This is a genomic window from Microbispora sitophila, from assembly GCF_014892245.1.
Taxonomy (GTDB): Bacteria; Actinomycetota; Actinomycetes; order Streptosporangiales; family Streptosporangiaceae; genus Microbispora; species Microbispora siamensis.
Genome location: NZ_JADBGC010000033.1, coordinates 23,241 through 34,857, shown reverse-complemented (window position 1 = coordinate 34,857; position 11,617 = coordinate 23,241). Strand labels below are relative to the sequence as shown.

12 protein-coding genes are annotated in these 11,617 nt (G+C 66.2%); 5 read left to right on the top strand and 7 right to left on the bottom strand.

Annotated elements, in window-relative coordinates:
* Positions 1–8 precede the first annotated feature (8 nt).
* The gene (locus tag IL992_RS40000) at positions 9–587 is read right to left on the bottom strand and encodes a hypothetical protein (RefSeq protein ID WP_193208506.1); all 579 of its coding nucleotides are present in this window, start codon (positions 585–587) and stop codon (positions 9–11) included.
* 131 nt (positions 588–718) lie between these two features.
* Between IL992_RS40000 and IL992_RS39995 the strand changes: the two genes are divergently transcribed.
* Complete coding sequence (locus IL992_RS39995; protein ID WP_226874666.1) at positions 719–1,867, top strand: lipase family protein; 1,149 nt, start codon at positions 719–721, stop codon at positions 1,865–1,867.
* A gap of 199 nt (positions 1,868–2,066) precedes the next feature.
* On the opposite strand, the gene IL992_RS39990 is transcribed toward IL992_RS39995, so the two are convergent.
* The 4 genes from IL992_RS39990 to IL992_RS39975 all read right to left on the bottom strand — a co-directional run bounded on the left by IL992_RS39990 (position 2,067) and on the right by IL992_RS39975 (position 4,821).
* Entirely contained in the window at positions 2,067–2,480 is a 414-nt protein-coding gene (locus IL992_RS39990) for a lasso peptide biosynthesis B2 protein (protein WP_226874665.1), read from the bottom strand.
* A 5-nt stretch (positions 2,481–2,485) separates the two neighbouring features.
* Positions 2,486–2,758: a PqqD family peptide modification chaperone gene (locus tag IL992_RS39985; protein ID WP_193208505.1), complete on the bottom strand. Its 273-nt coding sequence runs from the start codon at positions 2,756–2,758 to the stop codon at positions 2,486–2,488.
* Positions 2,759–2,800: 42 nt separating this feature from the next.
* Positions 2,801–4,591 (bottom strand): asparagine synthase-related protein, encoded by a 1,791-nt coding sequence (locus IL992_RS39980; protein WP_193208504.1) that lies wholly within the window; start codon positions 4,589–4,591, stop codon positions 2,801–2,803.
* 104 nt (positions 4,592–4,695) lie between these two features.
* Complete coding sequence (locus IL992_RS39975; RefSeq protein ID WP_169978877.1) at positions 4,696–4,821, bottom strand: keywimysin-related RiPP; 126 nt, start codon at positions 4,819–4,821, stop codon at positions 4,696–4,698.
* Between the two features lie 678 nt (positions 4,822–5,499).
* Between IL992_RS39975 and IL992_RS39970 the strand changes: the two genes are divergently transcribed.
* Positions 5,500–7,245: an ABC transporter ATP-binding protein gene (locus IL992_RS39970; protein WP_193208503.1), complete on the top strand. Its 1,746-nt coding sequence runs from the start codon at positions 5,500–5,502 to the stop codon at positions 7,243–7,245.
* A gap of 121 nt (positions 7,246–7,366) precedes the next feature.
* Here the strand turns inward: IL992_RS39970 and IL992_RS39965 are convergent, their stop codons facing one another.
* Positions 7,367–8,041, bottom strand: a complete 675-nt coding sequence (locus IL992_RS39965; RefSeq protein WP_193208502.1) for a response regulator — start codon at positions 8,039–8,041, stop codon at positions 7,367–7,369.
* A complete protein-coding gene (locus IL992_RS39960) occupies positions 8,038–8,823 on the bottom strand; it encodes a sensor histidine kinase (protein ID WP_319019125.1) in 786 nt (261 codons plus the stop codon). The genes IL992_RS39965 and IL992_RS39960 overlap by 4 nt, the downstream gene beginning before the upstream one ends.
* A 201-nt stretch (positions 8,824–9,024) precedes the next feature.
* Between IL992_RS39960 and IL992_RS39955 the strand changes: the two genes are divergently transcribed.
* Genes IL992_RS39955 through IL992_RS39945 form a run of 3 tightly spaced genes read left to right on the top strand, consistent with a single transcriptional unit; the run spans position 9,025 to position 11,257 of the window.
* Positions 9,025–9,729 (top strand): ABC transporter ATP-binding protein, encoded by a 705-nt coding sequence (locus tag IL992_RS39955; protein WP_193208500.1) that lies wholly within the window; start codon positions 9,025–9,027, stop codon positions 9,727–9,729.
* Positions 9,726–10,490 (top strand): ABC transporter permease, encoded by a 765-nt coding sequence (locus IL992_RS39950; protein ID WP_193208499.1) that lies wholly within the window; start codon positions 9,726–9,728, stop codon positions 10,488–10,490. The genes IL992_RS39955 and IL992_RS39950 overlap by 4 nt, the downstream gene beginning before the upstream one ends.
* Positions 10,487–11,257, top strand: a complete 771-nt coding sequence (locus IL992_RS39945; protein ID WP_226874664.1) for a hypothetical protein — start codon at positions 10,487–10,489, stop codon at positions 11,255–11,257. The genes IL992_RS39950 and IL992_RS39945 overlap by 4 nt, the downstream gene beginning before the upstream one ends.
* Positions 11,258–11,617: the final 360 nt, after the last annotated feature.

Here is an 11,617-nt window from a genome sequence, read left to right as displayed (position 1 = left end):
GCCGGACCTCAGTCGCTCACGTGGGGGCCCGTGATCCGCTCGGCCAGACGGGCGAGGCGTTCCCGCAGGCCGTGCCGCCGCACCTCCCCGGCCGCGCTGCTCACCAGGTGCTGCGCCGCGTCGAAGCTCAAGACGGCCCCCTCGCCCGGTACGGCGATCGCGTCGTGGGCCAGGGCCTCCAGCTCGGGGTCGCCGCCGTCGACGGCGAGGATCGTGGCGCCGGTGCGGCGGGCGTCGTCCACGCGCTCCAGCAGGGGCACGGGCGCCCGTCGCTCGGCGACCACGAAGAGCGTCTCGCCCCTGCCGGCGCTCCGCAGGCGCTCCATCCCGACCCGCAGGTGTGCGGGCGCGCCCGGCGGCGGCGCCCAGCGGACCAGCGTGGGGGAGAGCTGGGCGAGCCCCGACAGCCGGGCCTCGTCGGCGAGATGGGCGGTGACGTGCCACGGCTCCTCCTCGGGGGTGCCGACGACGAGGAGCCCCCCGGGCGACCGGGTGGCCCGCAGGGCCAGGCCGAGCTCCCGGGTGCGTTCGAGCCATCCGGTGGAGGCGAGCACCTCGCGCAGCAGGTTCACCGATGCGGCGTCCATGACCGTCATGGTGCCTGACACGAGCGCGTGAAGTCCCGCCAATTGGGTCCTTGACACACCGTTACCGCCGGGTAACGATCAGGCCGCGGCGCCGATTGTGGAACGTGATCCGACAGCCGGAAGGCGGCTTTATGAACCTTCGCGTTCGTGCCACCCTGTCCATGATCGGGGCTCTTCTCCTGCTGCCCGCACTGGGCGGCACCGCACGCGCGACCTCCGCCGGGGACGTCGTCGAAGCCGGCCGTACGACGGTCTACCTCGCGCCCGGCAAGCTGCTGGAAGTGCCGGTGAAGGCCTGGCACCTCCGCTACAGGTCCACCTCCGCGACCGGAGAGCCCAACGTCGTCTCGGGCACCCTGCTCGTCCCCGACTCCCCGTATCCCCTCGGCAAGCGGCCCATCGCCGGGTACGCCGTCGGCACCCACGGCATGGGCGACCAGTGCGCCCCGTCGGCCGCCATGGCGAACGGCACCGAGGCCGAGCTCGCCATCATGAGCCTGATGCTGCTCAAGGGCTGGGCCGTCGCGGTGACCGACTACGAGGGGCTCGGCACGCCGGGCGACCACACGTACATGGCGGGCCTGTCGCAGGGGCACGCCGTGCTCGACTCGATCAGGGCGGCGACGCGGGTGCCGGACGCGAACCTGTCCGCCGGCGCTCCCGTCGTGGTCATGGGCTACTCGCAGGGCGGGTCGTCGGCGGCCTGGGCCGCCCAGCTCCAGCCGTCGTACGCGCCCGAGCTGCGGCTCAAGGGCGTCGCGGCGGGCGGGGTGCCGGCCGACCTGCGGGCCGTGGCCGAGCACCTGGACGGCACCGGCGACTTCGGGCTCGCCGCTGCGGCCGGCATCGGGCTGGACGCCGCCTATCCCGAGCTGCACCTGGACAGCTACCTGACCCCCGAGGGCGCGGCGCTGTTCGGCGACGCCCGCGACGACTGCGTGAGCGACCTCCGGGCCAAATTGGGCGGGCGGCGGCTGGCGGAGTTCACCACCGCCGACGTGCTGAACCTGCCGGACTGGCGGGCCCGTCTCGCGGAGAACCGCCTCGGCGCGTCCGCGCCGCGGGTGCCGCTGTTCCTCTACCACGCCAAGGGCGACGAGATCATCCCGTACGAGGTGGGCAGAACCCTGCGGAAGGAGTACTGCGCGCGGGGCGTGAACGTCCTGTGGACCGGTCTGCCGGCCGGCAGCCACGTGCTCGGCGCGGTCGAAGGCGGCCCGCTGGCGGTGGCCTGGCTCGCCACCCGCGTCGCCGGTCTTCCCGCGATCCCCAACTGCTGACGACGACAGGAAGCGGCGCGAGCAGGCTGAGCGTGGTGCTCGTCGTCTCCGGCGACCAAGCCCTGCGGCCGCCGGGGACGACGGGGATGCTGACGCGCAGCCGGCCGTCGCGGTGCTCGCGCGGCGGTGTCGGCACGGGCAGGAAGGCGTCAGGGAAGTCCCGGAGCCGGAGCGTCGAGGATGTCCTGGACCCTCCGCATCACGACCGGGACCTCGCCTGATGTGGCCGGACACGGGACGCGTGAACGACCGTGTAGGTCGATACCTTCTCAGGCTCACCTACCGGCCGGTCATCTACCTCCACCCAGGCGTGAGCGGTGAACGGGTGCATGGCGAATCCGGCACACCAATCGGGGGCGCTTCCTCGCAGCCGGCACAAGATGACGACGGCCACAGAACGTTGGAGGCATCCCTGTCCCGCGCAGCGCCGGCTCAGCGCGCATACCACGTCCCGCGCATCGCCGGCGTCCGTCGCCGACGCCTGAGCGACACCTCGGCAAAGGCGCGTCAGCACGGCGGCAAGACGGTCGGGAGAGAGCAAGATCAAAACACGTGCGACGGCGATGGCCAGGCGCGCTTGAGCCCGGTACTTGAGCGAATCGACCCTAGCCAACGCGATCAGTCCAAAGAGTCGGAGTGAACGAGGCGGGCCTGGACAAGAGCCGCGATCAACTGGTCGATGTCGGCCTTCACCCGCAGGCGATCGATGTCATGAGTTCGAGCGATCGACTCGACCACTTCGGCGGCTGTATTGCCGTCGAGCAGGCGTTTCAGCATCAAGAGTGCCGTGCCGTTGATGCGCCAGTATGCCGCGTTGCGTCCGGTCCCGACCAGGACCGCTTGCCCATCGACTTCCTGAAGCACAATGCCCTTGTTCAAACGGATAGCCACGAGACTTCCTTATTCCTCGTACGTGAATATGAAGCGGGAGAATCAATCGACTCCACGCAGCCATCGCTCCGCGGTGACCAACTTCTCGAGTTCGAGCAGTCCGATGTCGGAGGCCGCTGGTTCGGCTAGAATCGGCTCAATTTGGTCTCGCTCAACGAGGTCGCGCTCCACTAGACGGCTGTCCTTGAACTCGATGAGGAGTTTGCCCCGGCGTGTCTGGTGCTCGGCGTAGATATCCGAAGTGAAGTCTCCCCGGCCTCTCTTGTCGTAGAAGCCGCTTGGCGCGATTCCATGCATCGTGGCCGCCAGCAGCGGCTTGTCCACAGAGTCGCTGATCCGGGCGGATGCCGGAGCACGGAGTACCGCGCGCACGACGCGACTGTCGGTGAAAGGTGCACACCAGCGAACCTCGTGCCGGCGGTAAACCTCGGAGAACTGCCGAAGTATCTTCCCTTGAAAAGCGATCGACTCCACGGTTTGGTGTGCGAGCGGGTCGCGCCCCAATGGGTCCGGCAACGACGTCGCCGCGTCGAGGAATGCCTGAACGATCAGGCTCCTCGCCTTGGTCGTGATCCAACGGGGGAGGACCACCGGTGGAAACCACGAGTACGCGTCCTCGGGCCGGGAGGGGACAGCGCGCTCGATCGATGCGGCGACACGCAGGAAGTAGCTCCGGTAGCTCTCGCGAGATGATGCGCCCCGGAGAAGCGGAACGAGACGTTGCTTCTGCGCGAGTTGGAATCTGCGCATACGCCGCAAGGCTGCCATGGGATTCTCACGCCACAGAGCCCGGAACAAGCCAGGAACCACATCGAAGAGTTCATCGCCACCGAGGCCCGTGAAGTGGATGTGAGCCCCTGTCCGGCAGACTTCGTTCACCAGGAGGTCGAGGTAGCCGCGGGATGCGGCCCAGACAAGCGGACCTTCTGCGACGGACGCCGGGCTCGGGTCGGGATCCAGGTCGAACGCCGTACTCTGCTCGGCAAGCGGCGGGAACTCGTGCAGGGGCAGCCGGAGGCCTCGGGCAATCTCGCGGGCACGGGTCGTCTCGTCATTCCATGGACTCATGGACGACGTTCTGTAAGTCGTGAAATCGGCACCCAGGTCCGCGAGCAGAAAACACAGGCTTGTCGAGTCCAGGCCGCCGGACATGTCCGCGCTGACGCGCCGGGTGCCGCTGCGGATCGTTTCGCCGACCACTTCACGGAGCGACGCGCCGACAGCGTCAGCCGACGACGCGAAGTCTTCGCCCGAAGCTGGGGGAGCCCACCATCGCATTGGTTGAGCCGATCCCCGGGCGTCGATCCTCAACCACTCGCCGATGCCCAGCGAGAACAGACCGGCCCACGGTGTCCGCCGAGCGAACGGGTGGATGGGCAGTGCCTTCACCAGGGAAAGTGCAAGCCAGGTCTCATCGACCGGGGGCTGAGTCGTCTCTCTCAGCACACGCAGGCTGTTCGAGGCAAGCGTGACGCCGTGAACAACGCCCCAGAACAGCTGCCTCTGTGTGCTCAGGGATCCCTGTAGACGCTGCTGCCCGTTGGCCGAGACAAGGAGGAAACTGGTCAGGGTCAGGCTCTTCGCGATGTCGTCGATGCGCGCGTTCGTTGCCAGGCCGTTTATTTTGGCGGCAACGACAGGGTCGGCGTTCGCTTCGGGAACGGCAATCCTGGTGCCGTCCGATAAATCCCGGACCGCCCAGTCCGACAGGTTGTCTGCGAGGATCCAGGGCCTTCCTGAAGGATGTCGGACGACATCCGGCTCGACGTCCCACCCGAGACGGCCGACAACGTGATGATCGACGTCTCGGTCCGGTAGAGCCAAGAACTTCACGTGACGTCACCTAACCATTGGAGTTCTAGTTTTGTGCCGCCGGCGAGTCGACCGAGCAAATGTGTGGGTGAGGTGAAATGACTCACCTCACCCACACACCGGAATCACGGTGAGATGAACGTGCGCCCACCGAAGATGTCCCGGTAGTCCCACCAGGGGTAGCCGTTCGTCACTTCGCGGAACCCGCCGATCTTCTCCAGGACCGGAGCGACGTAAGCCTGCTTAGCCATGCCTCTCACCTCCTTCCCAATAAAGTGGATACCAGAGGATAGGCGCATCAGCGCCTACTGGCCCCCGCAATAGGCGGCAGTTGTTGTCCTCTGCCCCAAGCCTGCGGGCCGTGAGGTCACGCTAACACGTTGACGGAGAGGCGGCCAGATTCACGTTGAGATGTCCGATGCCGGCCTTGATATCTCTTCGGATTTCTGCAGGCCCTGTCCTCAAGAGAATGAGAAGACGCGCGCGAATACCATGCGATTATCTATCTGTCATCCCCTTGACTTGGAGCGAAGCCCTTATTGGCATGGTGCGACGGCGGTTCTGGTAGCGGTATGTATCTTTCTCGATCCGTCTTGCGATGAGAGATGGGTCACATTGTCTGTGTTCGGCTCCGTGTGATAGTCCGAAATCATTCTGCCAATGGCCCTCCGGTGCCTCATGTCGTGCTCGGTCTTCCGGGAGCGGACAAAAGCCGCCGGGCACCGCCGGCTCCGCGAGCTGGGCGGATCCGAACAGCCGGAAGCTGATAAGCCCGTGAAGGTGCCGCTGAGTTGCCCGATCGACGCAATCGGTCGACGGGTCGAGGTTGTATGCCTCCGAATGTTGCGCGACCGCCCGTGATCTTGTTTTTGCTCGGACATTGAATCGTGATTGGATGGTGTGATATGCGACGTGGCGATGGAGTCCGTTTGTCGCTCCGTGCGCTGCTGGGCCTGCTGAGGGGCAATGGCGGACTTCTCTCGGCGGGGATCGCCGTCAGCCTGCTGGGAGCCGCCGCGTCGTTGTTGCTTCCCATTGTCGTCAACCGCCTGGTGAAGGAGGTGGGCGGCACCGGTGGGAAATCCCTGCTCCCGCATGTTCTGCTGGCATGCGCGCTGCTCCTGACCGTAGGACTGCTCAGCGCGCTACAGCAATATCTCCTCTACCGCATGGGGGAGGGCATTGTATTCAACGCTCGGCGGAAGCTGATCCGTTCATTGCTGCGGCTGCCGATCCGTGAGTTCGACGAGCGCCGAAGCGGCGACCTGGTGTCTCGCGTCTCCAACGACACGACAGTCATTCGCCTGGCATTGACCCAAGGGGTCCTCGCGAGTGCGGGCGGAATCGTCACCATGGTAGGGGCGCTGGCCGCGCTGCTGCTGCTCGATGCCTTGCTCTTCGGGCTCACGCTGGGCATAGCCGCAGTGTTCGCGATACTCACGACCGGGATGTCGCTGGGCGTCAAGAAGGCGAGCCGCGAACTGCAGGAAAGCGTCGGTCAGCTCACATCGGCGCTGAGCAGGGCGATTATCGGCATCAGGACGATTCGCGCCGGAAATGTGACCGATCCCGAAGAGCGGGCCATCGTCCGCATCGCCGATGACGCGCGCAAGGCAGGGCTGCGGGTCGCACGGATCACAGCGCTCCTGGAACCGATGTCGCTCCTGACCATGCAGGCCGCTGTCCTGATGGTGCTGGGGGTCGGCGGCTTCAGGGTCGCGGCCGGTCAACTCGCCATCGGCGACATGGTGTCGTTCCTCATGTACGTCTTCCTGCTGATCGCCCCGCTCGGACAGATCTTCTCCGCCTTGGGGTCCCTCGGCTCCTCGATGGGTGCGATCGATCGCATCCGGGAGATCACGGAGCTGCCAAGCGAGTCTGAGGGTTACCGGGTCGCTTGCGCGTCCGAGGGGCGTGCCGGAGCGGTGAGCATCACGTTCAGGGACGTCTGCTTTGATTACCGGTCCGCAGCAGTGAACGGCTCCTCGCGGCGGGGCGCGCTTTCGAATGTGTCATTTCATATCGATCCCGGCCAGCGAGTCGCTCTAGTCGGCCCTTCGGGAGCGGGCAAGACCACCGCCCTTAGCTTGATCGTGCGCTTTTATGATGCGACTTCCGGTCAGATCCTCATCGACGGCGTTGACATCGCGAGTCTTCCTCACGAACTCGTGCGAGATCGCGTAGCTTACGTCGAGCAGGATTCGCCGGTATTACCGGGGACGATTCGCGAGAATCTCACGCTCATCGCGCCGGAGGCGACGGACGCCGACTGCTGGGGTGTCCTGGATGCCCTGGAACTCGGGGACAGGGTTCGAGTTTCGACCACAAGACTGGACACTCCGGTCGGGGAGTTCGGTGCAACCCTGTCGGGCGGAGAGCGCCAGCGACTTGCCGTCGGACGCGCGCTTCTCGCACGGCCCCGGCTCCTCCTCCTCGACGAGTCGACGGCGAATCTCGATGGACGAACCGAGATGCTCGTTCGCCGGGCGATCGCGTCGGCGGCGGACGACTGCACTCTCGTGATCGTGGCCCATCGCCTCGCAACCGTCCGAGACGCTGATTCCATCATCGTCTTGGACGAGGGCCGTGTATCGGCACAAGGCAGCCATGATGACCTGATGAAGCAGAGCCCGCTTTACCGGGAGCTTGCTCGCAATCAGCTCCTTGTCGACTGAACGCGTACGTCGGTTCGCGGATCACTTCACGTGTCCGATCGCGCGAGGGCCACGGCGTTGACCGGAATGTCCGCAGGACGAACCGCGTCTCAGCCGTGGCCGTCCTCCAGATGAGACGGGTTCAGCGTGTCGACTGGACGAGGTTGCTTTCGTAGGCCGCGATGACGAGGTGCGCGCGATCTCGCGCCTGGAGCTTGCTCAGCAGGTTGCCGATATGGGTCTTGACGGTTTTGATCGAGATCGTGAGCCTCGCCGCGATTTCGTCGTTGGAGAGCCCGTGGCCGACCAAGGTGAGGACCTCGGTCTCCCGTACGGTGAGAGCGTCCAGGCTCCCCGGCTTCGCGACGGTCGGCTGGGCGATGTAGGCCTCGATAAGGCGTGTCAGGACTTTCGGGGCGAACAGTGATTCGCCCTGATGCGTTCGGCGGATGGCGTCGAGGAGTTTGTCCGGGTGGGAGTCCTTGAGGAGAAAGCCGCTGGCGCCGGCCTGCAGGGCGGCACGGACATACTCGTCAAGCTCGAACATCGTGAGAACGATGACCTTCACCGATTCAGCGCCCGCGCCGGCCATGATGCGGCGGGTGGCCGCGATTCCATCAGTGCCCGGCATCCGGATGTCCATGAGCACGACGTCGGGGTGGAGATCGGCGCTGAGCTTGACCACCTCTTCGCCTGTGCCCGCCTCACCGACCACCGCCATGTCATGATTGGCATTGATGACAGCGGCCAGGCTGTGACGCAGCAACGGCTGGTCATCGGCGATGACGACGCGAATCGGCGTTTCACGGTCACTCATGATGTCCGAGCCTCAGGAATACGGGCGGTGACGCGAAACCCGTTCTCGACGTGCTCGGCTCGAAAGGTCCCGCCGATAGCGGTGATGCGCTCCCTGAGCCCCTCGATCCCCTGCCCGGCTCCCGGGTGAGGGGTCCATCCGTCCACAGGACCTTCGTCCCAGACGCTCGTGACGATCCAGTCGCCATCGCGACGGACGTACACGTACGCGCTCGTGGGTCCGGCATGCCGAGCGGTGTTCGTGAGAGCCTCACGCACGATGGAGCAGACGGCGAGTTGCGCCCCAAGGCTGATGTCATCGACCTCGCCGAGCCTGAGAGTGACGGTCGGGCCTGCCCTCTCGGCATCGTGGATGATGGCCGGCAGGTCGTGAAGAGTCTCTGCTGGCCGCAGAGGCGCGGCCACATCAGTTGAGGCACGCAGCACGTTGAGCATCCGGCGTAGCTCCGTCGTGGTCTGCCGTCCAAGGCGCTCGATGTCCGACAGCGCCGCGGAGCTGTCGTCCTCTACGCCAGGATAGCGGGCCGTGCTTGCCCGAACAGTGATGAGGCCAAGGCCGTGGGAGACGATGTCGTGCAGCTCCCGGGCAATGCGCAGCCGTTCGGCCTGTGCCGCGCGTTCGCCGGCCCACGCCGTCAGGCGCGCTTCGTACGCGATCCGCTGCCGGCGCGCGTGAACCAGCGCCCACACGGTGACCGTCAGCGCCAGCGCGGCGATGACGACCGGGAGGACGACCGCAGCGGTACCTCCGCGGCCGACCGCGAGAAGGGCGAGCAGGAGCACGACGTGAACGGCGATGGCCAGTGGCCAGACTCGCCGACTGCGTTCCGGAAGTGCCTGACCCGGCCCCATTTTTCAAGTCTAAGGACTCGCCCGTGAACGAGGCATCAGTCCTGGGTCCGAGAGGCTCAGGTCTGAGCCGCGGGATCACGTCCAGTCTTCGGCCCGATGACTGGAGGCCATGCTCTGAGTTCACATGTGAACATGGTTACGATCGACAGCCTCGTCAAGCGGCGAGGTTCCAAAGAGATTCTGAGCGGAATCAGCTTCCAGGCCCGCCCTGGAAGAGTGACCGGGTTCATCGGCCCTAACGGGGCGGGGAAAAGCTCCACGCTGCGCATTCTGTTGGGCCTGGATCGGGCGACCTCCGGTACGGCACTCATCGGTTCTGTCCCGTTTGTAAAGCTTCGTGACCCGCTCGCCACCGTCGGAGCCATGCTGGACGGCTCCGGCGCGCATCGGGCGCGGACGGGCCGCGCGCACCTGCGATGGGTGGCTCGCTCCGCGGGACTGCCACGCGCGCGCGTCGACGAGGTGCTTGAGATCGTGGGCCTGACGAACGCCGCGTCGAAGCGGGTGGGCAGCTACTCCCTGGGCATGGGGCGTCGCCTCGGGCTGGCGGCGGCGCTGCTCGGAGACCCGGAGATCCTGATCCTGGACGAGCCGGTGAACGGATTGGACCCGGACGGCATCCGCTGGATCAGGACCTTCCTTCGCGAACACGCCGCGTCCGGCCGAACCGTGCTGCTCTCCAGCCACCTGATGGGAGAGCTCGCGGAAACAGTGGATGACGTCGTGGTCATCAACGAGGGCAAGGTCGTGGCGGATGGCACCCTCGACGAGGTCACCGGCTCATACCGCACCCTCGAGGACGCGTTCTTCGCCCTCACCACGGGTGGTGCGCCATGAGGGCGCTCGCGGCGGAGGCCTCGAAGCTCACCTCATTGCCGACGGTGTGGATCGCGATGGCGGCCGGGGTGCTCGTGCCGAGTGTGATCGCCGGAATCACCGCCTCGTCGACCCTTGGCGCGATCACCCGCGGCGCCGAGACCATCGCCGGGGTCGACACCGGATATCAGGAGCTGGCTTTCGGCGTGGTCGGTGCGATCATCCTCGGCGTCGTCGGTATCAGCAGCGAGTACTTCACCGAGAGCGCGGAATCCGGAGGCGGGCGTCAGATCACCACCAGCCTGACCGCCGTTCCCTCCCGCCTCCGGTTCCTGCTCGCGAAAATATCCGCGGTCGCGATCACCAGCGCGTTGCTCGCGATCGTCGCGGCAGGGACCACCATGGGCGTCATCCGGGTGGTGCTCGGCGAGCACGCCCCGACATTGGGAGCGGACGACGTTCCGCGGCTGGCTGGTGTCGTCTGCTACTGGGTGTACACCGCGCTCCTCGCCTTCGGGATCACCGTGCTCACCCGCCACGGGGTCATTCCGCTCGCGGTGCTCATCGCGAACACCTCGGTCGTCACCGTCACCTATTTGCTGACCAAGATCACGCCGCTGGCGAACTATCTGCCCGACATGGCCGGGGTCCGCATGTTCATCCGGAAGCTCGCCGACAACACCGTCGAGATCAGCCCGCTCGCCGGAGGACTGGTGATGACCGCCTGGGTGGCGGTGCTGCTCGTGATCGCCGCCATCGCGTTCACGCGGAGGGACGCGTGACCGTCCCCACGCCGACGACTCGCACCCGTAGCCGGGAAGCCGCTCAGGCGCTCGCGGCGGAAATGTCGAAACTCGTGTCTCTTCCGGCGACCTGGCTGACGCTAGGAGGCACTCTGGTGGTGAACCTGATACTCGCGATCGCGTTCACGATCGCCGGCCTCCAAGGTTCTACCGGCACCAAGAGCGCTGTTGACATCGGACTGGCTTCGATCAGCTACGCGCAAGCCGGCTTCGTCATCCTCGGCGTCCTGGCCGCCTGCTCCGAGTACACCGGTGGGCAGATCCGCACCACGCTGACCGCGATGCCCCGCCGCGTCCTCCAGTTCACCGCCAAGCACCTCGCGCTGGCGATCGTCGTGTTTCCCGCAGCGGCGATCACGGCTGCGTCCGGAATCGTGCTCACGACTGGTGTGCTCGGCGACACCGCTGCGCCCGTGACCTTGGGCCGTGTCGCGGGGGCGCTGAGTGGTGTGACCGCGTATCTCGCGCTCACGGCGTTGATCAGCGCAGCCGTCGGTGCCCTCGTTCGCCGGACTCTTGCGGCAGTCGTCGTCCTGCTGGGGTACTTCTTCATCGTCGGACCGCTCCTGCGTGATCACACCCCTGCGGCGAAGTACCTCCCGGACAGCGCCGGATTCGCTATGTGGTTCCCGGTAGCCGACGACGCGAGCGCGGTGACACCGGCGCAAGGCGCCCTGCTCCTCACCGCCTGGACTGTCGCCCTGATCGTCGTTGTCGTGCTCGGGTATCGCCGCTGGGATATGTGAAGCACAATCCTCAGAGCCACTGGTCAGGGGGCCGGCGGATGCCATTGACGAGCGTGAACACCATTTTCGGCCTGGAGTCTGAGGCGCTGGGGATGGTCCGGGCGCCGCGGAGTTGGGGGAGGCGTCCCCCGTGCCCCCCATGTCAACAGGCGGTTGACATCGCAAGACAATGGCGGAAATCATGCAGATGTTCCGGCGACTTCCGTTAGCGGAAAGCGTGCTCAGGGGTGCTGCCGCGTGCCCGTGTTCCTCCTTGCCTCGTACAAATCTCTGTCGAGGAGTGATGGGTCGAGGCTGTCGCGACGCACGCAAATGCCCAGCGAGGGACGACACAGGGTAAGGGAGGTACCGCTCTCCCGC